Consider the following 21,922-nt stretch of genomic DNA (forward strand, 5'->3'; position numbering starts at 1 on the left):
TAAATCGTTTGTCGAGCCCTCTTCCTCTTGCTGAAACTGACAGCAGGCATCAAGGCATTGCCTGCCGTGCATCTAACAAGAGAAAACAAAAATGACCGTATCGACTGATTCCCGCCTTATCCCCGTCCATGCCCTGGAAACCGTTCTGGCGCCTATCCATGAAGCCCATGGCCTGACCAACGAGTTCTACACCGACCAACGTTATTTCGAACTCGAGCGCGACCAAGTGCTGGGACGCAACTGGGCCTGCATCGGTTTTGCCAGCGACCTGCCAACCAACAGCTACGTCAAACCAGTCGACTTCATGGGCCTGCCGCTGTTGATGATGCGCAACCGCGAAGGCCTGGTGCAGGTATTTCACAACGTCTGCAGCCACCGCGGCGTGAAACTGGTGCAACAGCCGGGTGAAGTGCAGGGTGTGATCCGTTGCCCCTACCACTCCTGGACCTATGACCTGAACGGCGGCCTCAAAGGCACACCGCACGTCGGCGGGATCAATCAGCACAAAGACGAGCGTTTCGCCTGCGAGAAGCATGGCTTGAAAGCGCTACGCACCACGATCTGGATGGACATGGTGTTCATCAACCTGTCAGGGGACGCCCCAGCCCTTGAAACGCAACTGCAGCCACTGACCGAGCGCTGGAACCCGTTCCTGGGCACTGACGGCATGGGCCTGCTACGCCGTGAAGCGAACAGCGGTGCCATGAGCATCGAGGTCAACTGCAACTGGAAGCTGGCGGTCGAGAACTACTGCGAGGCCTACCACCTGCCGTGGGTACACCCGAGCCTGAACAGCTACTCGCGCCTGGAAGACCACTACAACATCATGTTCGAGGCATTTGCCGGCCAGGGCAGCCACGCCTACAACCTCTCGGCCGTTGCCGGCACCCATTTGCCGGCCTTCCCGTCCTGGCCACAAGACCGCCTGCGCACTGCCGAATACGTAGCGTTCTTCCCCAACGTGCTGCTGGGCATCCAGGCCGACCATGCGTTCGCCATGATGCTGGAACCTGTGGCACCGGGTAAAACCATCGAGCACCTGCGCTTGTTCTACGTGGGTGACGAAGCACTCGACAGCCGTTTCGACGCCTCGCGCAAGGCGGTCATGGAATCCTGGCGCGTCGTGTTTGCCGAAGACATCGCCTCGGTCGAAGGCATGCAGAAGGGCCGCTCCTCGCCTGGCTACGGCGGCGGTGCGTTCTCGCCGGAAATGGACCTGCCGACCCACTACTTCCACAAGTGGGCTGCCCAGCAGCTGCTCGACTGCGCGCAACGCGTCTGAGGTGATGACCATGCATTCGATAGCCCCGCACTGGCTGAACTTCATCGACGGGCAGTGGACCGACAGTGAGCAGTACCTGAACATCCACAACCCTGGCACCAGCGACCCTGTCGCGACCATCGCCCAGGCCAGCGTAGCCGACGCCGAACGCGCCCTGCAGGCCGCCCGGCGCTGTGCCGACAGCAACGCCTTGAGCCGCGTGCGCCCTGCGCAGCGGGTGACCTGGCTGCTTGAGATTGCCGCGCAGATTCGCGCAATCACCGACCAGGGCGCATGGGTGCTGTGCCAGGAAAACGGCAAGAGCCTGCGCGATGCCCGTGACGAGTTCGTCGAGGCTGCGCGCTACTTCGAGTACTACGCCGGCATGGCCGACAAGATCGAGGGCACGTCCATTCCGTTGGGCGACGGCTACATGGACTTCACCGTCTACGACCCCATGGGCGTGTCGCTGCAGATCGTGCCGTGGAACTTCCCCGTGTCGATCTGCGCCCGCTCCCTGGCTCCTGCCCTGGCGGCCGGCAACGCGGTGGTGATCAAATCGCCGGAGCTGTCACCCCTTGGCCTTTGCGTGCTGATGCAGGCCATCGAGCGTGCTGGACTGCCACAGGGTGCGGTCAATCTGATTTGCGGCCGTGGCCGTGAAGTGGGTGCCTACCTGGCTGGTCATCGCGACGTAGACCAGATCGTGTTCACCGGTTCTGTCGGGACCGGCCAGAGCATTCTGCGCAGTGCTGCCGAACACGCGACACCCAGCGTGATGGAACTGGGCGGCAAATCGGCGGCCCTGGTGTTCCCGGATGCCGACCGCGAGCAAGTGATCAATAGCGTGAAGAGCGGCATCTTCTTCAACGCCGGCCAGGTGTGCTCAGCCATGTCGCGCCTGCTGGTGCATCGCTCGATCTACGACGAAGTCGTCGCTGAGGTGGTGGCGATGGCCGAGGGGCTGACGATCGGCCTGGGCCAGGACAATCCGGACCATACCCCGGTGATCTCCGCGGGCCAGCTGCAAGGTATCGAGGCCCTGTGCCAACGCGCCCAACAGCAGGGCGCGGTTGTTGCAACCGGCGGCGAGGCCATCTCGGGCCGGCGCGGGCACTACATGGCACCGACGGTACTGCGCGACGTGACACCGGACATGGAAATCGCCCAGGCCGAAGTGTTCGGCCCGGTGTTGGCGGTGATTCCCTTCGAGAGCGAAGAACAGGCCATAGCCATTGCCAACGGCACCGTGTTCGGGCTGGTGGCTGGCGTGTTCACCCAGGACCTCAATCGCGCCCTGCGCTGCGCAAGGCGCCTGTGCGCCGGTCAGGTGTTCGTCAACGAATGGTATGCCGGTGGCATCGAAACCCCGTTTGGCGGTGTCGGGCTTTCGGGCTTCGGACGGGAAAAAGGCCAGGAAGCGCTCTACAGCTACGTCCGGACCAAGAACCTGGCCGTGCGCATCAAGGGTGAGTGAGGAGTAATGCGATGAAAACCTGGCTCTGCATCATCTGTGGCCTGATCTACGACGAAGCCAAAGGTTGGCCCGACGACGGCATTGCCCCCGGCACCCGCTGGGAGGATGTGCCTGAGGACTGGCTGTGCCCTGAGTGCAAGGTCGGCAAGGCCGACTTCGAAATGATCGAACTCAGCACCCCGATTGCAGCCGTGGCGGCTGCCCCGGTCATCCAGGCCGCGCCCGTACTCGCAACTCGGCCGGCACAACCCGTGGTCATCATCGGCAGCGGCCATGCCGGCTACGGCCTGGCACAAGCCCTGCGCAAGGCTGACCCGCAATTGGACATTCGGGTGCTGACCCAGGAGTCGGGACATAACTACTCCAAGCCTGCCTTGTCGATTGCCCTGGCCCAAGGGCGCAACGCCACGACCCTGGCAAGCGAAAGCCCGCTGGCGATGGAGCAGCGATTGGGCATTCGTATTCATACCGGGTGCAGGGTAGAACGCATCGATGCCCACGCACGGCGCCTGTATACCAGCCTCGGCGAAATGGACTACGGCCAACTGGTGCTGGCCAGTGGTGCCTCTGCGGTACGCGTGCCTATCGAGGGCAGCGCCGACGCGCTGCTCAGCGTCAATAACCTGCAGGATTACCACGCGTTTCGCCAACGCCTCGAAGGTGTACGCAAGGTCGCCATTCTGGGCGACGGCTTGATTGGCTGCGAGTTCGCCAATGACCTGGCCAGCAGTGGCTATCAGGTGCGGGTGATCGGCCTGGGCGCCTGGCCCATGGAGCGTCTGCTGCCCGAAGCAGCGGGCCAGCACTTGCAGCAGGCGCTGTCGGGGTTGGGGGTCCAGTGGAACCTGCGCACGACCTTGCAACGCGTGGCGCCGTGCAACGAGGGCTACCGCCTGACCCTGGCCGACGGCCAAGTCGTCGAAGCTGACCTGGTACTCAGTGCAGTGGGCTTGCGGCCCAACCTCGAGCTGGCCCTGGAAGCCGGCCTGGACTGCGGCCGCGGGATCAAGGTCGACGCCCGCCTGCAGACCTCGCAACCGGGGATCTACGCCCTGGGCGACTGCGTGGAGATCGATGGCCAGTTACTGCCCTACCTGGCACCGATCAACGAAGGCATCCGTGCCTTGGCCAAGACCTTGCTGGGCCAGCCGACCGCCGTGCACTACCCGCTTGCCCCGGTCACCGTGAAAACCCCGGTCGCCCCGCTGTGCCTGCTGACACCTCCCAGTGACTGCGAAGGCCAATGGCGCTGCGATGCCACCAGCGATGGGCTGAGCGCTGCATTCCACGACCTCGACGGCGCCTTGCGCGGGTTCGTGCTGCTCGGGCGCCAGGCACAACTGCAACGCAATACCTGGCTGCAAAGCTGCCAGGACACACAACAAAACGTGGCCTGAGGCCGAACCATGAACAGTATCGTCAATCTGCCTCACGATGACCGCAGCTGCGGCTGGTATGCCTCGCTGCAGGAACCTGCACCCAGCAAACGCCTGAGCGGCGAACACAACGCCGACCATGTGGTGATCGGCGCAGGCTTTGCCGGGCTTGCCGCCGCACGGCGCCTGGCCGAGCACCTGCCGCAGTCGCGCATCATACTGGTGGATGCCCAACGCATTGCCTATGGCGCATCCGGACGCAACTCGGGCTTCGTCATCGACCTGCCGCACAAGTTCGCCCTGGAACACCCCGACCCGCAGCACAAGCAGCGCCTGCTAGGCCTGAACCGGGCCGCCATCGATCAACTGCAGACCTTGATCGGCCGCCACGACATTCAGTGTCAGTGGTCCCATGCGGGCAAGTACCAGGGCGCAGTAGGTGAGCGTGGCCAGAACTATCTGGATCACTTCGAGAAGCTCATGACCGACCTGGGCGAGCCGTATCGCGTTGTCGGGCGGGACGAGCTGGCTGGGGTACTGGGGAGCCGTTACTACAGCCGTGCCATCTATACGCCCGGCTGCTACCTGATGCAGCCCGCCGCGCTGGTGCGTGGCCTGGGTGATTCGCTGCCGAGCAACGTCGAAGTGCTCGAAGAGTCGCCAATCCGCACGCTTGACAAGGACCACAACGGCAACTGGTTGCTGCGCGGCGACAATGGCCTGATCCGCACCCCACAGGTATTGCTGGGCACTAGCATCTTCACCCAGGAATTCGGCTACCTGCGTAACCGCCTGCTGCCGGTGATGACCTTCGCCAGTTGGACTCGGCCGCTGAGCGATGCCGAAATGGCGGCGGTTGGCGCCCAGGCTGACTGGGGGCTGACACCTGCCGACCACGCTGGAACCACCGTGCGCATGACCCAGGACCGGCGCCTGATCATCCGCAATACCTACAAGCATGTACCTCGCTACGGCCGCAGCATCACCGATGCCACCCGCAACAAGATTCGCGAGGATCATCGCAAGGCATTCGAGGCGCGTTATCCGCAACTGGCCCAGGTGCCCTTCACCCATACCTGGGGCGGGGTTTATGCGATCTCGCGCAACTTCACCAACTTCTTCGGCCAGCTCGATGACGGGGTCTTCGCCACCGCCTGCGACAACGGCGTTGGTGCCGCCTGGGGCACGATCTCCGGCACCCTCTTGGCCGACATGGCAGTGGGCGCGGACTCTCGGCAACTGAGCGACATCCGTGCCGTGACCGGCATGCCTTCGCGCAACCCGCCCGAGCCGTTCCTGGGCATGGGCGTGCGCACCCGAATTCGTTGGGCAGCCTTCAACAGCAGGCGCGAAGTATGAGCCCCACGACAAGCGGCAAAGGCCCGGTGCGCCTGGTCGACCACCGGGACCTGGATTTCGTCCAGCGTGGCGGCCCGCCCGGTGATGCCTGGGTGGCACGCGCCATCAGCAACGAAGTGTCGCCGAACCTGGGCATCGGCTTTGCTCGCTGGGAAGGTGCCGAAGTGGCGTGGACGGTCCTGTACGACGAAGTGATTTTCGTCATTGAAGGCTGTTTCGAACTCCAGGCCAACGGCGAGGTGTATCGCGTATCGCCAGGCCAGATGCTGTGGATTCCCGAAGGCACGGCGCTGGTGTACGCAGGCCATGCGCTGTTCGGTTATGTGGTGTACCCGGGCGACTGGAAGCAGCGCCACGGCCTTGCCTGACCAATGACCGCAGGGTCTGGGGAATACAAGTGTTCGCACTATCCAAACGGTTCGGCACGATTTATTTCGCTGCCTTGTTGATGCAACTGGGCTCCAGCCTGCTGATGACCTATCTGGCCCTGCGCCTGGATGCATCGGGTGTGTCACAGCTGTGGGGCGGCGCGCTGATGGCCGCCAACGCACTGGGCATGGTGTTGGGGGCTCGCTCCGGCTACTGGTTGATCGGCCTGGTGGGCCATGCCCGGGCTTTTGTGGTGAGCGCCGCGGTGATCGTCACCGCGGTACTGACCCATCAGCTCAGTGACGGCTTGCCGCTGTGGCTCAGTCTGCGGTTTATCGTTGGGGCAGCCATGATGTGCCAGTTGATGGTCATCGAGAGCTGGCTCAACGATTGCGCACCGATCAACCGGCGAGGTGCAGCCATGTCGCTGTATATGGTGGCCAGCTACGTCGGCATGATGCTCGGGCAACTGATGCTCACCCTCGGGCAAGGGTTGCACACCCTTGCGTTGAGCGGCGTGGCCATCGCCTTTGCATTGGGGTTGATCCCCCTCGCCCTGCATGGCGGAGCTCAGCCTGGCCTCATCAGTCAGGCTAGGATCAAACCCATGCTGTACCTGCGCAGGCTGCCCCAGTCGTTGTTCACCATTCTTGCTTCGGGCCTGTTGAACGGTTGTCTCTATGGGTTGAGCCCGATCTATGCCGCGCAACAGGGCTTCAGCCCGGCGCAGGTCGGGCAGTTCATGGCCATCAGCATTGCAGCCGGCCTGCTGGCGCAGCTGCCGTTGGGCAAACTGTCGGATCACCTGCCACGCATCTTCCTGATCCGCGCGACCGCAGTATTGCTGTGTATCGCCTATTTACCGCTGGCCTTGGGCCTGGCATCCGATCAGCGGTGGATCATGCTGGCTGGGGCTGCAATCGGATTTCTACAGTTTTGTCTGTACCCGCTGGGCGTGGCGCATGCCAATGACAACCTGGAGCCAGAACTGCGGGTATCCCTGGCCGGCGTGCTCTTGATGACCTTTGGTATCGGCGCAACTGTCGGGCCTTTGGTAGCTGGGGCGATGATGGAACATGCCGGACCACAAGCCATGTATGTGTTTTGCATTGGCGTAACGGCGATGATTGCCTGTTTCATCAGAGCCAAACGCAGCGTTGATCTGGTGGTGGCGAGCTAGCCGTGACCACGACTGCAACCTGGGTAGCTCGCGCCGCCCAGGCTGCTGCATTTGCAGCCCGCACCTTCACGGCGCGGGAGGCGTGGCCTCGCTAGGCTGGGCGTCTTGCTGCACCTGAATCGGCGCGGTCTCCGACGGCGGTGCGACTGGCTGCGAGCCTTGGCTGTCATCCACGGTTGGCGCGGGCGTGACTTCGTCCGCCGGCGCGGTTGGTGCTGGCGCTGGTTCAGGTACAGGTTCGGATACAGCCGGCGCCACAGGGGCCGTCGAAACCTGCTCCGGCAGTCCGAGGGCAGGCGCTGGCTTTTCTGCCGTTGGTGCGGGGGCCTCAACCTTGGCCTTGGCCTTGCTGACTTTCTTCGGCTTGGGCAGATAGCTCTCCACCAGCGCGAAATAGCGTTCGTAGAACTGTGGAGCGGTTACCGTCTCGCTGGCGACCTTGACCATCGAGTCGTCGCTGGAGCCGATGGGCATCGACACCGAACCCAGAATTCCGACACCCAGGCTGGCCGAGGTATTCGACTTCTTGAGCGCATAACGATCCTGCAGGGCATTGGCGAACACCGTCGAGCGCTGCTCGTCGCTGCTGTCAGGCGCGCACGTCACGCTGAAGCTGATCTGCAGGTGGTTTTCGTTGTTCTGCTGGAAGCTTTTGTTGCCCGCAATCTGATTGGGGCCACTGCTGGTGATGATGTATCCCTGGCTCAGCAGCGCACGCCGGGCAGCCTCGCAGGAGCCTGCCTCGCTGACTTGGAAGCTGCGCGAGTAGGTGCCCGAGTCATCGAAGTTCTCGTGCTCGTAGATCGCGGTTTTTTTCGAAGAGCAACCGGTCATGCCCGCCAGCACCAGGGCCAGCCCGAGCGCACCAAAGACGGATGATCTGGTCATTGCGAATTCCGGGTATGTCGAGAGAGCTCTATTGTGCATCACTGCACCGGGACACTGAAACCGTTCATCAGTGAAGAGTCAGTCAGCTTCGTGTAAATGTTGACTGCATGGGGCCGGAAACGAAGAAAGCGACCCTAAGGTCGCTTTCTCGTTTTGCTTCAAGGCGTTCAAGGGGCCTTGAGGCGAAGATGGCGCAGCGGACGGGACTCGAACCCGCGACCCCCGGCGTGACAGGCCGGTATTCTAACCGACTGAACTACCGCTGCGTATCATCCAGGCTTGCGCCCGGTTGAAACCTGGGTCTACCCTTCCGGCTCGAAGGCCTCAGGGCAGGCACAAAAAAAGCGAATGGTCATTCGCTTCCTTTGTGTTTGCATCGAGGCGTTCATGGGGCCTCGAAGCGAAGATGGCGCAGCGGACGGGACTCGAACCCGCGACCCCCGGCGTGACAGGCCGGTATTCTAACCGACTGAACTACCGCTGCGTATCGTTCAGGCTTTTGCCTGATTGAAACTGGGATCAGCCTCAGGCATCTCTGCCTTTTGGCTCAGACCGGTGACAGGCACCCATCTGTTACTGAAAATGGCGCAGCGGACGGGACTCGAACCCGCGACCCCCGGCGTGACAGGCCGGTATTCTAACCGACTGAACTACCGCTGCGCAGTGTGGACTTGCGTCCTGTTCCTCTCTGGCATTCAGCTTCTTTCGAAACCGTCTGCGCCAGGAACAACCTCAGGAAGTGGTGGGTGATGACGGGATCGAACCGCCGACCCTCTGCTTGTAAGGCAGATGCTCTCCCGGCTGAGCTAATCACCCCCGCGATGTTGCTTGTTGCGTTTACTTCGCTGAGGCCGCGAAATTTACGCAGGTGGCGGAGCTAAGTCAATAGCCCCATTGAATTTTTTTCAAAAAAACGAAAAAGAGGGTTTGTCTTTGCTGGCCCCGCGAAAGGGCCGCTTCAGACAAAAACAAGAAAGGGACCTCTCGGTCCCTTTCATCACAACTGGCAGCTCAGGTGTAGATCATCTTGCGGGTCATGCCGCCATCGACCACGAACTCCTGGCCAGTGACGAACGCCGCCTGGCGCGACAGCAACCAAGCCACCATGGCCGCAACATCTTCCACGGTCCCTACCCTGCCCGTCGGGTGCTGGGCATGGTCGGCTTCGGTCAAGGGTTCGGCACGGCGCTGCGAGGGGTCGCGGGCATCGATCCAGCCCGGGCTCACTGCATTGACGCGAATCTCCGGGCCCAGGCTCATGGCCAGGGCGTGGGTCAACGCCATCAGGCCACCCTTGCTCGCCGCGTAAGCTTCGGTGTCCGGTTCGGACTGCCGGGCCCGGGTCGAGGTCAGGTTGACGATCGCGCCATTGTGCGCTCGCAGGTACGGCGCGCAGTGCTTGGCCAACAGCATCGGGCCATTGAGGTTGACGGCCAGCACCCGATTCCATTGTGCCAGGCTCAGGCTTTCCAGGGTCTGGTTGTGCGGGTTGGCGATGGCCGCGTTGCACACCAGCGCGTCCAATCGCCCAAACTGCCCGAGCACCTGCGAAACACCGGCACTGACCTGGGCTTCGTCGGCCACGTCCATGGTGATGAACCAGGCATTGTCGCCCAAGGCCTTGGCCACCTTGGCGCCGCGTGGACGGTCAAGGTCGCTGAGCACCACTTGCCAGCCTTCGCAGATCAGCCAGGCAGCGATGCCCAGGCCGATGCCGCGTGCGGCACCGGTCACCAGGGCTACCCGGCCGTTATGGCCCGGCCCGCCACCCTTCCAGTCGATCACAATGCCGCCAACCCACGCGCCAGGTCCGCCTTGAGGTCGGCCACGTCTTCCAGGCCGACGGCAACACGGATCAGGCTGTCGCGAATACCCGCAGCCTCACGCTCCTGCGGCGTCAGCCGGCCGTGGGAAGTAGTGGCCGGGTGGGCGATGGTCGTCTTGCTGTCACCCAGGTTGGTGGTGATCGAGATCACCCGCGTGGCATCGATGAAGCGCCAGGCGCCCTCTTTGCCGCCTTTGACCTCGAAGCTTACAACCGCACCGAAGCCGCTCATCTGGCGCTTGGCCAATTCATGCTGCGGGTGGCTAGGCAGGCCGGCGTAATGCACCTTCTCCACGCCCTCCTGCTGCTCCAGCCATTCGGCCAGCAGCTGGGCGCTCTCGCAGTGTGCACGCATGCGCAGCTTCAGGGTTTCCAGGCCCTTGGTGAAGATCCAGGCGTTGAACGGGCTCAGGGTCGGGCCAGCGGTGCGCAGGAAGCCCACCACTTCTTTCATCTGCTCGCTGCGCCCTGCGACCACACCGCCCATGCAACGGCCCTGGCCATCGATGAACTTGGTGGCCGAGTGGAACACGATATCAGCGCCGAGCTTGAGCGGTTGCTGCAAGGCTGGGGTGCTGAAGCAGTTGTCGACCACCAGCATCGCGCCGCGGGCGTGGGCGATTTCGCTGAGCGCGGCGATATCGACCAGCTCCGCCAGCGGGTTGGATGGCGATTCGACGATCAGCAGCTTGGTGTTGGCCTTGATGGCTTTTTCCCAGCCGTTCAGGTCGACCAGCGGCACATAGTCCACCTGCACACCGAAGCGCTTGAAGTACTTCTCGAACAGGCTGATGGTCGAGCCGAACACGCTCTGCGAGACCAGCACATGGTCACCGGCGCTGCACAGCGACATCACCACGGCAAGCAGTGCCGCCATGCCGGTGGAGGTGGCCACGGCCTGCTCGGCACCTTCCATGGCCGCCAGGCGCTCTTCGAACACCCGCACCGACGGGTTGGTGTAACGCGAATAGACATTGCCCGGCGTTTCGCCGGCAAAGCGCGCAGCCGCATCGGCGGCCGTGCGGAACACGTAGCTGGAGGTCAGGAACAGCGCTTCGCTGTGTTCTGCCTCTGGTGAACGGCTCTGACCGGCGCGCACCGCCAGGGTGTCGAAACCGACACCCTCGAGGTCACTGTCCAGTCGCCCGGCATCCCATTGATCCGTCATGCCGCTGCTCCCTGATCAGTTGTTGTAGAGGTCGATGATCGCACTGACGGCCTGGGTCTTTACCTTGGCCAGGTCGTTACGGGCCTGCTCGATACGATCCAGGTAGGCTTCGTCGATGTCGCCGGTGACGTATTCACCATTGAACACCGCGCAATCGAAGTGCTCGATCTTGATCTTGCCACCACCGACCGAATCGATCAGGTCCGGCAGGTCCTGGTAGACCAGCCAGTCGGCGCCAATCAACTCGGCCACCTGTTCGGTGGTACGGTTGTGGGCGATCAGTTCGTGAGCGCTCGGCATGTCGATGCCGTAGACGTTGGGGTAGCGCACCGCAGGGGCTGCGGAGCAGAAGTAGACATTCTTGGCCCCGGCTTCGCGGGCCATCTGGATGATCTGCTTGCAGGTGGTGCCGCGCACGATCGAGTCATCGACCAGCATCACGTTCTTGCCGCGGAACTCCAGCTCGATGGCATTGAGCTTCTGGCGTACCGATTTCTTGCGCGCGGCCTGGCCGGGCATGATGAAGGTACGGCCGATGTAGCGGTTCTTGACGAAGCCTTCGCGAAACTTCACGCCCAGCCGGTTGGCCAGCTCAAGTGCGGCAGTACGGCTGGTGTCCGGGATCGGGATGACCACGTCGATATCGTGTTCCGGCCGCTCACGCATGATCTTGTCGGCGAGTTTCTCACCCATGCGCAGACGTGCCTTGTACACCGAGATACCGTCGATGATCGAATCAGGGCGGGCCAGGTAAACGTGCTCGAAGATGCACGGCTGCAGTTTCGGGCTTTGCGCACACTGCTTGGTGTACAGCTGGCCTTCCTCGGTGATGTAGACCGCTTCGCCCGGCGCCAGGTCGCGGATCAAGGTGAACCCGAGCACGTCCAAGGCCACGCTTTCCGAAGCGATCATGTATTCCACACCTTCATCGGTGTGGCGCTGGCCGAACACCACCGGGCGAATGCCGTTGGGGTCGCGGAAACCGACGATGCCATAACCGGTGATCATCGCCACCACCGCGTAACCGCCAACGCAGCGGCTGTGCACGTGGGACACCGCAGCGAACACGTCTTCCTCGGTCGGCTGCAGCTTGCCACGCACGGCCAGTTCATGGGCGAACACGTTCAACAGCACTTCGGAGTCAGAGTTGGTGTTGACGTGGCGCAGGTCGGACTCGTAGATCTCCTTGGCCAGCTGCTCGACGTTGGTCAGGTTGCCGTTGTGCGCCAGGGTGATGCCGTAGGGCGAGTTGACATAGAACGGCTGGGCCTCGGCCGACGTGGAGCTGCCCGCGGTCGGGTAGCGCACGTGGCCGATACCCATGTGGCCCACCAGGCGCTGCATGTGGCGCTGCTGGAAAACGTCGCGCACCAGGCCATTATCCTTGCGCAGGAACAACCGGCCGTCGTGGCTGGTCACGATACCGGCAGCGTCCTGGCCGCGGTGCTGGAGGACCGTAAGCGCGTCATACAGCGCCTGATTGACGTTCGACTTACCGACGATACCGACGATGCCACACATGCGACGCAACCCCTACATTGATGAAACTTGCACGAAAGGCGCTCAAGGCTTTGCGGGCCCGAGCAACTGTTCCTTGAACGGAAGATCAGCCGGAGTGCTGATCATCCCACTGGACATCCACTGACTGCTGAAACCCAGGATCAGGTTCTTCGACCAGTCAGCGACCAATAGAAATTGTGGTATCAGGCGCGATTCCTGCCACCAGGAATCTTGTTGCACCGGCCCCAGGCTGAGCAGGCCGATGGCCACCACCACCAGCAAGGCTCCGCGCGCAGCGCCGAAGGCCATGCCGAGGAAACGATCGGTGCCGGACAGGCCGGTCACGCGGATCAACTCGCCAACCAGGAAATTGACCATGGCCCCTACCAGCAAGGTAGCGACGAACAGAATGGCGCAACCGGCGATGATGCGCATCGACGGGGTCTGGATATAGCTTTCAAGGTACACCGAGAGCGACCCGCCGAACATCCAGGCAACCGCACCGGCAATGATCCAGATGAGCAGCGACAAGGCTTCCTTGACGAAGCCGCGCTTGAGACTGATCAGTGTGGAAACGGCGATGATCGCGATGATCGCCCAATCAACCCAGGTAAATGCCACGGTGCTGCCTACAGACGTTTGAGGCGGCGCATTTTACCAGAGCGCGGGGCTGGGGGTAAGCGGAATGTCAGGTCGTTTGACAGAGGTCCGTTTGCGGCGCGAGCCCGCTCCCACGGGCTTTCGTGGACTTTGAAGTCAAGAAAAACCACTGGGAGCGACGCCGCGGCGATCCGCCTTGGACTTCAGCCACGCTCCGGCTGGAAACGCACCACGAAACCTTTCAGGTTCTGCTTGCGGTTGATCGCATCGCGCACCCGCTCGGCCTCGGCGCGCTCGATCAACGGGCCGACATACACCCGGTTCATGCCGCCGGCCGAACGGATATAGGCGTTGTAACCCTGACTGCGCAGGGTGTTCTGCAAACTCTCGGCACCCGCACGGTTGGACAGGCTGGCCAGCTGGATCGACCAGCTCACCGGCAAGCCGTTGGCATCGATCTTCGACGGCGCGCTGGCGGTGGCCGCCGGCGCAGGCGTCGCAGCCGGCCGCGATTCGACCTTGGGCGCCGGCGCAGGTGTTGGCACCGGCGTCTGCGGTTTGGGCTGAACCTGTGCCTGAGTCTGCGGCGACGGGGTGATCGGCTGGCTCGGCGTGGCCACCGGCGCAGTGGACTCGTTCACCACCACGGGCGGCTGTTGCGGCTCTTCCGGCAGCGCTTGCGGCTCGGGCACTGCAACCGGATCCACCTTGACTTCAGGCAGACTGGGCATCGCCGGGGCCTGCGGGGCCTCGACACGCACCTGGCGCATCTCGTCCTCGCGGGTGAACAGCATCGGCAGGAAGATCACCGCCAGCGCCACCAGCACCAACGCACCCACCATGCGCTGTTTCATCCCTTTATCCAGCACTGCCATCTATTCACCCCTCCAGGGCCTGCCGCTCCAGCCACTCCAGGGCTTCGGCGACACAGAAAAACGAACCGAACAGCAGGATCTGGTCATCCGCCGTCGCCTGCGCGCATTGCCCTTCGAGGGCGGCGTCGACGCTGGCATAAGACTTCACCGTGGCACCGCAGTTCGTCAAGGCACTGGCAAGCTCGGTGGCCGGACGGCTGCGGGGCGTATCCAGCGGTGCGACTGCCCATTCGTCGACCAGCATCTGCAATGGCGCGATGACGCCAGCCAAATCCTTGTCGGCGAGCAGGCCGAAGACTGCCAGACGGCGACCTTGCAGTGGGCGCGCCGACAGGCGGCGGGCCAGATACTCCGCGGCGTGGGGGTTGTGACCCACATCCAGCAGCAACTCCACCTGCTTGCCCTGCCAGTGCACCACACGCCGATCCAGACGCCCTGTAATGCGGGTGGCGAGCAGCGCCTGACGGATCTGCCCGGCATCCCATGGCAGGCCCATCATCAGGTAGGCCTGAAGCGCCAGCGTGGCGTTTTCCATTGGCAAGTCGAGCAATGGCAAGTCGCGCAACTGCACCGCGGTGCCGCCCTGCGTGACGCCACGCCAGTGCCAGACGCCTTCAGCACTTTCCAGGTCAAAATCACGCCCCCGCAGGAACAATGGCGCAGCCAACTCGCGCGCCTTGTCCAGCAGCGGCTGCGGCGGATCGAGGTCACCGCACAGCGCCGGCTTGCCCTGGCGGAAGATGCCGGCCTTCTCGAAGGCCACCCGCTCACGGGTATCGCCCAGGTAGTCGACATGGTCGACACCGATGCTGGTCACCAGGGCCAGGTCGGCATCCACCACGTTGACGGTGTCCAGGCGACCGCCAAGGCCTACTTCGAGCACCACGGCATCCAGACGGGACTGCTGGAACAACCAGAACGCTGCCAGGGTGCCCATTTCGAAATAGGTCAGGGAAATCTCACCTCGCGCCGCCTCAACGGCAGCAAAGGCCTCGCACAAGCGCTCATCGCTGGCCTCCTGGCCATCGATCAGCACCCGCTCGTTATAGCGCAGCAGGTGGGGCGAACTGTAAACCCCCACCTTGAGGCCCTGGGCCCGCAGCATCGATGCCACGAATGCGCAGGTCGAGCCCTTGCCGTTGGTGCCGGTGACGGTCACCACACGCGGTGCCAACTTGCCCAGCTGCAGCCGGGCAAGCACCTTTTGCGAACGTTCCAGGCCCATGTCGATGGCCGAAGGATGCAATTGTTCGAGGTAGGCGAGCCACTCGCCCAGGCTGCGCTTCGTCATCACGCGACCGCAGCCGCCTCACGCGCCTGCTCTGGCGTTTCCTGGCCGGTCATCTGCGCCAGCAGGCGGGCCAGACGTGGGCGCAGGTCGCCACGCGAGATGATCAGGTCGATGGCGCCATGCTCCAGCAGGAACTCGCTGCGCTGGAAGCCTTCCGGCAGTTTTTCACGCACGGTCTGCTCGATCACGCGCGGGCCGGCGAAACCGATCAGCGCCTTCGGCTCACCGACAATGACGTCGCCCAGCATCGCCAGGCTGGCAGAAACACCACCGTAGACCGGGTCGGTCAGCACGGAGATGAACGGAATGCCTTCTTCACGCAGGCGCGCCAGCACGGCCGAGGTCTTGGCCATCTGCATCAGCGAGATCAGCGCTTCCTGCATGCGCGCACCGCCAGAGGCCGAGAAGCAGACCATCGGGCAGCGGTTTTCCAGGGCGTAGTTGGCGGCGCGTACGAAGCGCTCACCGACGACGGCGCCCATGGAGCCGCCCATGAACGAGAACTCGAAGGCGCTGACCACGATCGGCATGCCCATCAGGGTGCCGCTCATGGAGATCAGGGCGTCTTTCTCGCCGGTCTGCTTCTGCGCACCGGTCAGGCGGTCCTTGTACTTCTTGCCGTCACGGAACTTCAGACGGTCAACCGGCTCCAGCTCGGCACCGAGCTCCGCACGGCCTTCCGGGTCGAGGAAGATATCGATACGTTCACGTGCACCGATACGCATGTGGTGGTTGCACTTGGGGCAGACATCCAGGGTCTTTTCCAGCTCCGGACGATACAGCACGGCCTCGCAGGCTGGGCACTTGTGCCACAGGCCTTCTGGCACCGAGCTCTTCTTCACCTCGGAACGCATGATCGAAGGGATCAGTTTGTCGACTAACCAGTTGCTCATGCTTTATTTCTCCAGTATTGGCGGGCGGGGACCGGTCTGGCCGGCCAAGCCCTGCCCTTTGAGCTCAAATTCTTCTATGAAACGATGACGGCCCGGCCGCAGGGGCTGCCTGCGCAGCGCGCCGTCTTCAATGTGTGCGTCGGCTGCCCGGCATGCCGGCAGCCACCCAGCAGGGCTGCGATAGCTATGGACGATGGCGCGCAGCCAGCCGTCACATCTGGCATCACGCCTGTTTCACCGCGCGCATGAACGCTTCGATTTTGGCAGCATCCTTGATGCCCTTGGCCTGCTCCACGCCACCGCTGACATCCACCGCGTAAGGCTGTACCTGGGCAATCGCCTGGCCTACGTTATCCGCCGACAAGCCACCGGCGAGAATGATCGGCTTGCTCAGCCGTGCTGGCACCAGCGACCAGTCGAAGGCCTCGCCAGTGCCGCCGGGCACACCGGCCACATAGGTGTCGAGCAAGATGCCACGGGCACCGGCATAGTGCTGGCAAGCGGCTTCCAGGTCATCACCGGGGCGCACGCGCAATGCCTTGATCCAGGGGCGATGATAGCCCTCGCAATCGGCCGGGGTTTCGTCGCCGTGGAACTGTAGCAGGTCCAACTGCACGCCTTCGAGAATCTCGTTGAGCTCGCAGCGCGAGGCATTGACGAACAGGCCGACGGTGGTCACGAAGGGCGGCAACTCGGCGATGATCGCCCGCGCCTGGCGCACGTCCACGGCGCGCGGGCTCTTGGCATAGAAGACCAGGCCGATGGCATCGGCCCCGGCTTCGGCGGCGGCCAGCGCGTCTTCGATACGGGTGATCCCGCAGATCTTGCTGCGAACGTAGCTCATGGACTGCGAACCCTGAGTGGATAGTGAAAGGCCCGATGGTAGCAAATGACTTTTCGCCCGTCAGTCCGCCAACGCCTCATAACCGGTCAGAAAGTGTGGGCCAATGTAACGCTGTGGCAGCTGGAATTCCTCTGGGTATTCCACCTGCACCAGGTAAAGGCCATAGGGATGCGCCGTGACCCCGCCTTCACGGCGATTGCGCCCCTCCAGCACCTCGCGGGCCCAGCTGGCAGGACGCTCACCGGCACCGATAGTCATCAGCACCCCGGCGATATTGCGCACCATGTGATGCAGGAACGCGGTGGCGCGTACGTCCAGCACGATCATCTGGCCATGGCGCGTGACGCGCAGGTGATGAATGTGCTTGATCGGCGACTTGGCCTGGCACTGGCTGGCACGGAAAGCGCTGAAGTCGTGGGTGCCGAGCAGGTACTGCGCCGCCTCGGCCATGCGTTCGACATCCAGCGGACGGTGGTTCCAGGTGACTTCTTCGGCCAGGTGTGCCGGGCGGATCGGGTCGTTGTAGATAACGTAGCGGTAGCGCCGGGCGCAGGCCTTGAAGCGGGCATGGAAGTCCGCCGGCATCGGTCGCGACCAGACCACGCTGATGTCGTGGGGCAGGTTGAAGTTGGTGCCCAAGGTCCAGGCGCGCTCGTCGCGCACGGCGCAGGTGTCGAAGTGCACGATCTGGCCGCAGCCATGCACGCCGGCATCGGTGCGTCCGGCACAGACTACGCTGATCGGTTCATTGGCGACTTTCGACAGCGCTTGCTCCAGCGCCTGCTGGACGCTGGGCACGCCGCTGGCCTGGCGCTGCCAGCCGCGGTAGCGCGAGCCCTTGTATTCCACGCCCAGGGCGATGCGGGTGAAGCCTTCGGCGGCAGATTCGGAGGCAGCGGTGTCGATGATGTCCAAGCGCATGAAACCTGTGGGGTAATACGGAATGGCGGGATTATAACGACAACGGCAGCCTTGTTGGGCTGCCGTCGGTTTTGTGCTGCCAGTGCGGGCCTCAGACCAACCGGGAAAGCATCTCCTCGGCTTCCTGGCGCTGGCCGTCATCGCCATCCTTGACCACTTCATCGAGGATGTCGCGCGCACCCTGATGGTCGCCCATGTCGATGTAGGCGCGCGCCAGGTCGAGCTTGGTCGCCACTTCGTCGCTACCGGAGAAGAAATCGAAGTCCAGGTCGTCCAGCGGCTCCGGCTCCTGGGCGGCATCGGCGGCCGTGAAGTGCGGCTCCAGCGATGGCGACTCGAGGCTCTGCGACAGCTTGTCCAGCTCGGCGTTGACGTCGCTCAATTCCGAGGCAAAGCTCTGGGCCGCCGGCGACTGGTCATCCAGCGACAGTGACAGGTCGAAGTCCTCCGGCAGCTCCAGCTCGGAAATCGGATCGAATTCCGGAATCGCATCGAAGGCTGCCAGTTCGGCGGCGACGTCCACCGGCTCCTCGGGCGCCACAGCCGGGCTGACCGCCTCTCCCATGTCCAGGTCGAAATCGGCCAGATCATCGATGCTTTGTGGCTCGGCCTGAGCCTGCGCCAGCAAGGCTTCGAAATCTTCATCGGCATCGGTTTGCCCTGCAACGTCAGCGTCGACCTGCGGCTCCGGCAATGGCGCTTCATCCAGCAGTGGGGTCTCGAGCGGGTCGATCTCTGGCAGCTCGTCGCCCAGGCTCAGGTCGAAGGCGCTGTCCAGGTCGTTGTCATCGAGAACCGAAGTCTCGACGAACGCCTCGGCAGCCGCATCGAGGTCCGCCTCAGGTGCCTCCAAATCCAGCTCTGGCGCCCCGACAGGAGTCGGCTCGGTTTCGGCCACGGCTTGCGCCTGAGGCTCATTTTCAATCGCTGTTTCAGGTTCGTCCTGCAGCAGCTCCTGAACATACTGCTCGTCCATTTCAGCCGCCAGCGCCGCCGCGCCCAGCCCTGCGGCAGCGACGCCGAGCATGGCCGGGAAGCGCTCTTTCAGCGCACCGACTTGAGCCGTGTTCTCTTCGCTAACCGAAAGCTTGCGCTCCTGCTCGACGAAAGCGCTGTGATCGCCCTGGCGGGCATAGACTTCCATCAACCTCAGGCGCAAGCCGTCTTGCTCAGGCTGCGCGGCGACTGCCGTTTCCAGCAGGTCGGCTGCGTGATTGAGACGGCCACGGGCCAGGCTTTGATCGACCTCGGCCAGCAGCTCGGCATTGGCATCCTGCGCTGGGGCCACGGGGGCCGGCGCGGCCACTTTCTCGGCGGCAACCGCCGCTGCAGCCGAAGCCGCCACCACAGCCGGCGACAAGGTAACGCTCGGCGCGGAAACGTCCAGCTCATCGAAGCTGCTCGATGGCAGGTCGAGGTCTGAGTTGCGCTCGCCCTCCTCGGCCAGCGCACGCGCCATGCGCAGGTGCTTTTCAGCCTCTTGTTGGGCTTTGCGCTTGCGCGCCAGCAGCAGCAACAAAAGCAGCAGGACCAGGAACGCGGAGCCGGCGACCAGGCCAAGCACGACCGGGTTGCCCAGCATTTCGTCCAGCGCGCTCGGCTGTTGGACGGCAGGCACAGGCTCGCTGGCCGGAGCCGTTTCAGGTGCGGTATCGACAGCGGCAGGCGCCGGAGCAACAACAGGCTCTGCCGATTGTGCCGGGCTCGCTTCACCTGGCAAGGCGGCCGTTGCCGGCACCTCATCGGCGGCGCCCTGTGCTTCCAGGCGCGCCAGCTGATCGTTCTTCAACTGGATCAACTTCTCCAGCTTGTCGAGCTGGCTCTGCAGGTCGGTCATCCGGCCCTTGAGCTCATCGTTGTCACGGCGGCTGGTGTCCAGGCTTTCCTGGGCCACGGCCAACTTGTCGTTGATCGCCTTGGCGTTGCCGGCGCCCACCTGGTTGCCTGGGCTGACCAGGCGCAGGTTGTCGCCCTGGGCAATACGCTCGGGTGCTGCATCGGCCGCACCGCGGCGGGTAGCATCGAGCTGCCGCGCGCGCGGCCCCAGGCGCCGGCCTTCACGCCAGGCCGCATACTGCTCGGCCACTTCGCGATTGGCCTCGCCCTGGGGGATGCTCTGGATCTGTTGCTGGTCGGGCAGGCGCAATACCTGGCCCACCTTCAACTGGTTGATGTTGTTGCCGATGAATGCGTCCGGGTTCAGCGCCTGGATGGCGATCATGGTCTGCTGCACCGAACCGCCACCCTGGGTATTGCGCTCGGCGATCTGCCACAAGGTATCGCGGCGCTTGGTGGTGTAGCTGCCGGCACTGCTGACCGCGGGGGTGACGTTCGCCGCGGCAGGGTCCTGACCCTGGGCCTTGGCCTGGTCGAGCAGCACACTGTAGTCACGCAGCAGGCGGCCCTGGGGCCACATCACCTGGACCAGGAACTTGACCACCGTACCGGGCAGCGGCTGGCTTGAAGTGACTCGCAGCACGCTCTTGCCATTGGGGTTGATCACCGGGGTAAAGGTCAGGTCTTCGAGGTAGGTCGGATAGGCCACCCCAGCCTTGCTGAACTCTTCCGGCGGCGCCAGGCTCGGCGCCACTTCGGCAGCGGTCAGGTCGCGCACATCGAGCAATTCGATCTCGGCGTCCAGCGGCTGGTTCTGTGCCGACTTGAGCGTCAGCTCACCCAACCCCAGGGCATTCGCCATGCCAGACGACAGCGCCGACGCTGCCGCCATAGCCAGAACCAGTTTGCGAATTCGAAGCATGACCTCTTCCCTTGTATGAATCGTCCCGAAACCCGCAGGCGGAGCGGGACAAAAGTGCTCGCCAGTATCTTTTACGCCATGTGTTTAATCAACAATTGCGCCACCTGGACGGCATTGAGCGCGGCGCCCTTGCGCAGGTTGTCGGTGGTCAGCCAGAGGTTGAGCTGTTGCTGCTCGTCTATTCCATGGCGCACACGACCAACATAGACCACGTCTTGCCCGACTGCGTCACCGACCGGCGTCGGATAATCATCGCGTTCGACCAGCTCGATGCTGTCAGCTGCCTCGAGCGTCTGGATGACGGCGTCCAGGTCCACCGGCGCGTGAGTCTGTACGGCCACACTGAAGCTATCGCCGAAAAACACCGGGACTTGAACGCAGGTCACGGAAATCTTCAGTTCGGGCAGTCCGAGCAATACGCGCAATTCGCCCACCAGGCGCTGCTCCAGGGCTGTATGGCCGTGCGCATCGGCGGCACCGACCTGGGCCAACAGGTTGAAGGCCACCTGACGGTCGAAGAAGCGCGGCTCCAGCGGGCGGGCATTGAGCAGCTCGGCAGTCTGCCGGGCGAGTTCGTTGACGGCTTCTCGCCCTTGGGCGGACACCGCCAGCGCGGCCATGACCTGTACACGTTCGATATCCAGGTGGCCTTTGAGCGGCGCCAGGGCGACGGCCAGAGCAACGGCTGCGGAGCTTGGGCTGGCCAGGCGCGCGGGCATTTCGAGGCCGGCGATGCGCTCAGCATTGGCTTCCGGCACCACTGCCAAGGCGTCGTCCAGGCCGCCGGACAGGTCGATGACCGTGCAACCTGCCTGCTGGGCCTTGCTGGCGAAGCTGCGGCTGACGGCTGGGCTGGCGGCGAAGAAGGCCAGTTTGACCTGAGCGAAGTCGAAGCTGTCCACTTCCCGGACTTTGACCTTCTTGCCGGCGAACATCACGCTGCTACCCGCCGACTCCATGCTGGCCAGCAGGTGCAGCGTCGCGACCGGGAATTGCAGTTCTTCGAGGATCTGAACGAGGGTTTCACCGACGCTACCGGTAGCGCCGACGACGGCGATGTCCAAGGGTTGGGTCATGGTGGGGATCCTTTTGCTGAAACGGCGGGGGCGGCACTTTACTTGGATTGTAGAGTTTTGTCTGTGCCGCCCCCAAAGCTGTTGATCTTGATCTTGATCTTGATCTTGATCTTGATCTTGCTTTTAAGCGCGCGGTAGCTCAGTCACAGCCAATTGCGACGTCAGAAGGCCGAGCGGAGGTCTTGCGGAGGGAGGTGACGGGCATGGATGCCCGTCAAGCGCTGGGCCCCAGGATGGGGCCTGCAGCGCGGTCCTCCCGGG

Annotated in this window: 18 protein-coding genes, 4 tRNA genes and 1 pseudogene; 7 read left to right on the forward strand and 16 right to left on the reverse strand. The window is 63.4% G+C overall.

Annotated elements, in window-relative coordinates:
* Positions 1 to 91: 91 nt before the first annotated feature.
* The 7 genes and pseudogenes from ACIPZG_RS23540 (at position 92) to ACIPZG_RS23570 (ending at position 7,022) form a co-directional block, all read left to right on the forward strand.
* On the forward strand, positions 92 to 1,282 hold the full coding sequence (locus tag ACIPZG_RS23540; RefSeq protein WP_400717367.1) for an aromatic ring-hydroxylating dioxygenase subunit alpha: 1,191 nt from the start codon (positions 92 to 94) through the stop codon (positions 1,280 to 1,282).
* A gap of 10 nt (positions 1,283 to 1,292) precedes the next feature.
* On the forward strand, positions 1,293 to 2,738 hold the full coding sequence (locus tag ACIPZG_RS23545) for an aldehyde dehydrogenase family protein (RefSeq protein ID WP_400717369.1): 1,446 nt from the start codon (positions 1,293 to 1,295) through the stop codon (positions 2,736 to 2,738).
* An 11-nt stretch (positions 2,739 to 2,749) separates the two neighbouring features.
* Positions 2,750 to 2,911, forward strand: a pseudogene (locus ACIPZG_RS23550) (rubredoxin); the annotation flags it as partial.
* Positions 2,900 to 4,135, forward strand: a complete 1,236-nt coding sequence (locus ACIPZG_RS23555; RefSeq protein ID WP_400717403.1) for an FAD-dependent oxidoreductase — start codon at positions 2,900 to 2,902, stop codon at positions 4,133 to 4,135. The pseudogene ACIPZG_RS23550 and the gene ACIPZG_RS23555, both read left to right, overlap by 12 nt.
* A gap of 9 nt (positions 4,136 to 4,144) precedes the next feature.
* Entirely contained in the window at positions 4,145 to 5,473 is a 1,329-nt protein-coding gene (locus tag ACIPZG_RS23560) for an NAD(P)/FAD-dependent oxidoreductase (RefSeq protein ID WP_400717371.1), read from the forward strand.
* A complete protein-coding gene (locus tag ACIPZG_RS23565; RefSeq protein ID WP_400717373.1) occupies positions 5,470 to 5,841 on the forward strand; it encodes an ethanolamine utilization protein EutQ in 372 nt (123 codons plus the stop codon). The genes ACIPZG_RS23560 and ACIPZG_RS23565 overlap by 4 nt, the downstream gene beginning before the upstream one ends.
* Before the next feature lie 29 nt (positions 5,842 to 5,870).
* Positions 5,871 to 7,022, forward strand: a complete 1,152-nt coding sequence (locus tag ACIPZG_RS23570; RefSeq protein WP_400717376.1) for an MFS transporter — start codon at positions 5,871 to 5,873, stop codon at positions 7,020 to 7,022.
* A gap of 66 nt (positions 7,023 to 7,088) precedes the next feature.
* Here the strand turns inward: ACIPZG_RS23570 and ACIPZG_RS23575 are convergent, their stop codons facing one another.
* The 16 genes from ACIPZG_RS23575 to ACIPZG_RS23650 form a co-directional block, all read right to left on the reverse strand.
* Positions 7,089 to 7,910 (reverse strand): DUF2242 domain-containing protein, encoded by an 822-nt coding sequence (locus ACIPZG_RS23575; RefSeq protein ID WP_400717378.1) that lies wholly within the window; start codon positions 7,908 to 7,910, stop codon positions 7,089 to 7,091.
* Positions 7,911 to 8,099: 189 nt separating this feature from the next.
* Positions 8,100 to 8,176: transfer RNA gene (locus tag ACIPZG_RS23580), tRNA-Asp, on the reverse strand.
* Between the two features lie 141 nt (positions 8,177 to 8,317).
* A tRNA-Asp gene (locus ACIPZG_RS23585) sits at positions 8,318 to 8,394 on the reverse strand.
* Between the two features lie 99 nt (positions 8,395 to 8,493).
* Positions 8,494 to 8,570, reverse strand: a tRNA-Asp gene (locus ACIPZG_RS23590).
* An 80-nt stretch (positions 8,571 to 8,650) separates the two neighbouring features.
* Positions 8,651 to 8,726 (reverse strand) — tRNA-Val (locus ACIPZG_RS23595).
* A 195-nt stretch (positions 8,727 to 8,921) separates the two neighbouring features.
* Positions 8,922 to 9,695 carry an SDR family oxidoreductase gene (locus tag ACIPZG_RS23600; protein WP_008090136.1) on the reverse strand — a complete coding sequence of 258 codons (774 nt, stop codon included), beginning with the start codon at positions 9,693 to 9,695 and terminating at the stop codon, positions 8,922 to 8,924.
* Positions 9,692 to 10,903 carry an O-succinylhomoserine sulfhydrylase gene (locus ACIPZG_RS23605; RefSeq protein ID WP_400717380.1) on the reverse strand — a complete coding sequence of 404 codons (1,212 nt, stop codon included), beginning with the start codon at positions 10,901 to 10,903 and terminating at the stop codon, positions 9,692 to 9,694. The genes ACIPZG_RS23600 and ACIPZG_RS23605 overlap by 4 nt, the downstream gene beginning before the upstream one ends.
* Before the next feature lie 15 nt (positions 10,904 to 10,918).
* Complete coding sequence (gene purF / locus ACIPZG_RS23610) at positions 10,919 to 12,424, reverse strand: amidophosphoribosyltransferase (protein WP_400643177.1); 1,506 nt, start codon at positions 12,422 to 12,424, stop codon at positions 10,919 to 10,921.
* 42 nt (positions 12,425 to 12,466) lie between these two features.
* Positions 12,467 to 13,024: a CvpA family protein gene (locus ACIPZG_RS23615; RefSeq protein ID WP_008090143.1), complete on the reverse strand. Its 558-nt coding sequence runs from the start codon at positions 13,022 to 13,024 to the stop codon at positions 12,467 to 12,469.
* Positions 13,025 to 13,206: 182 nt separating this feature from the next.
* Positions 13,207 to 13,878 (reverse strand): SPOR domain-containing protein, encoded by a 672-nt coding sequence (locus tag ACIPZG_RS23620; RefSeq protein ID WP_400717382.1) that lies wholly within the window; start codon positions 13,876 to 13,878, stop codon positions 13,207 to 13,209.
* A gap of 4 nt (positions 13,879 to 13,882) precedes the next feature.
* Positions 13,883 to 15,169 (reverse strand): bifunctional tetrahydrofolate synthase/dihydrofolate synthase, encoded by a 1,287-nt coding sequence (gene folC, locus ACIPZG_RS23625; protein WP_400717384.1) that lies wholly within the window; start codon positions 15,167 to 15,169, stop codon positions 13,883 to 13,885.
* A complete protein-coding gene (gene accD, locus ACIPZG_RS23630) occupies positions 15,169 to 16,062 on the reverse strand; it encodes an acetyl-CoA carboxylase, carboxyltransferase subunit beta (RefSeq protein ID WP_400717387.1) in 894 nt (297 codons plus the stop codon). The genes folC and accD overlap by 1 nt, the downstream gene beginning before the upstream one ends.
* Positions 16,063 to 16,285: 223 nt before the next feature.
* Positions 16,286 to 16,906 carry a phosphoribosylanthranilate isomerase gene (locus ACIPZG_RS23635; protein WP_400717389.1) on the reverse strand — a complete coding sequence of 207 codons (621 nt, stop codon included), beginning with the start codon at positions 16,904 to 16,906 and terminating at the stop codon, positions 16,286 to 16,288.
* A 60-nt stretch (positions 16,907 to 16,966) separates the two neighbouring features.
* Positions 16,967 to 17,827 carry a tRNA pseudouridine(38-40) synthase TruA gene (gene truA / locus ACIPZG_RS23640; RefSeq protein WP_400643182.1) on the reverse strand — a complete coding sequence of 287 codons (861 nt, stop codon included), beginning with the start codon at positions 17,825 to 17,827 and terminating at the stop codon, positions 16,967 to 16,969.
* Positions 17,828 to 17,918: 91 nt separating this feature from the next.
* Positions 17,919 to 20,585, reverse strand: coding sequence for a FimV/HubP family polar landmark protein (locus ACIPZG_RS23645; RefSeq protein ID WP_400717391.1), 2,667 nt, complete (start codon positions 20,583 to 20,585; stop codon positions 17,919 to 17,921).
* A gap of 71 nt (positions 20,586 to 20,656) precedes the next feature.
* Complete coding sequence (locus ACIPZG_RS23650; protein WP_400717393.1) at positions 20,657 to 21,661, reverse strand: aspartate-semialdehyde dehydrogenase; 1,005 nt, start codon at positions 21,659 to 21,661, stop codon at positions 20,657 to 20,659.
* Positions 21,662 to 21,922 lie beyond the last annotated feature (261 nt).

Origin of the sequence: Pseudomonas sp. NPDC089395 (genome assembly GCF_044749525.1) — a bacterium.
Taxonomy (GTDB): Bacteria; Pseudomonadota; Gammaproteobacteria; order Pseudomonadales; family Pseudomonadaceae; genus Aquipseudomonas.

What these genes read in the sequence shown, in the direction of transcription:
- ACIPZG_RS23650 (WP_400717393.1), bottom strand. Translation starts at nt 21,661, where the DNA reads ATGACCCAACCCTTGGACATCGCCGTCGTCGGCGCTACCGGTAGCGTC.
- ACIPZG_RS23540 (WP_400717367.1), top strand. Translation starts at nt 92, where the DNA reads ATGACCGTATCGACTGATTCCCGCCTTATCCCCGTCCATGCCCTGGAA.
- ACIPZG_RS23645 (WP_400717391.1), bottom strand. Translation starts at nt 20,585, where the DNA reads ATGCTTCGAATTCGCAAACTGGTTCTGGCTATGGCGGCAGCGTCGGCG.
- accD (WP_400717387.1), bottom strand. Translation starts at nt 16,062, where the DNA reads ATGAGCAACTGGTTAGTCGACAAACTGATCCCTTCGATCATGCGTTCC.
- ACIPZG_RS23605 (WP_400717380.1), bottom strand. Translation starts at nt 10,903, where the DNA reads ATGACGGATCAATGGGATGCCGGGCGACTGGACAGTGACCTCGAGGGT.
- ACIPZG_RS23545 (WP_400717369.1), top strand. Translation starts at nt 1,293, where the DNA reads ATGCATTCGATAGCCCCGCACTGGCTGAACTTCATCGACGGGCAGTGG.
- ACIPZG_RS23555 (WP_400717403.1), top strand. Translation starts at nt 2,900, where the DNA reads ATGATCGAACTCAGCACCCCGATTGCAGCCGTGGCGGCTGCCCCGGTC.
- ACIPZG_RS23565 (WP_400717373.1), top strand. Translation starts at nt 5,470, where the DNA reads ATGAGCCCCACGACAAGCGGCAAAGGCCCGGTGCGCCTGGTCGACCAC.
- ACIPZG_RS23575 (WP_400717378.1), bottom strand. Translation starts at nt 7,910, where the DNA reads ATGACCAGATCATCCGTCTTTGGTGCGCTCGGGCTGGCCCTGGTGCTG.
- ACIPZG_RS23635 (WP_400717389.1), bottom strand. Translation starts at nt 16,906, where the DNA reads ATGAGCTACGTTCGCAGCAAGATCTGCGGGATCACCCGTATCGAAGAC.
- ACIPZG_RS23560 (WP_400717371.1), top strand. Translation starts at nt 4,145, where the DNA reads ATGAACAGTATCGTCAATCTGCCTCACGATGACCGCAGCTGCGGCTGG.
- ACIPZG_RS23620 (WP_400717382.1), bottom strand. Translation starts at nt 13,878, where the DNA reads ATGGCAGTGCTGGATAAAGGGATGAAACAGCGCATGGTGGGTGCGTTG.
- folC (WP_400717384.1), bottom strand. Translation starts at nt 15,169, where the DNA reads ATGACGAAGCGCAGCCTGGGCGAGTGGCTCGCCTACCTCGAACAATTG.
- truA (WP_400643182.1), bottom strand. Translation starts at nt 17,827, where the DNA reads ATGCGCTTGGACATCATCGACACCGCTGCCTCCGAATCTGCCGCCGAA.
- purF (WP_400643177.1), bottom strand. Translation starts at nt 12,424, where the DNA reads ATGTGTGGCATCGTCGGTATCGTCGGTAAGTCGAACGTCAATCAGGCG.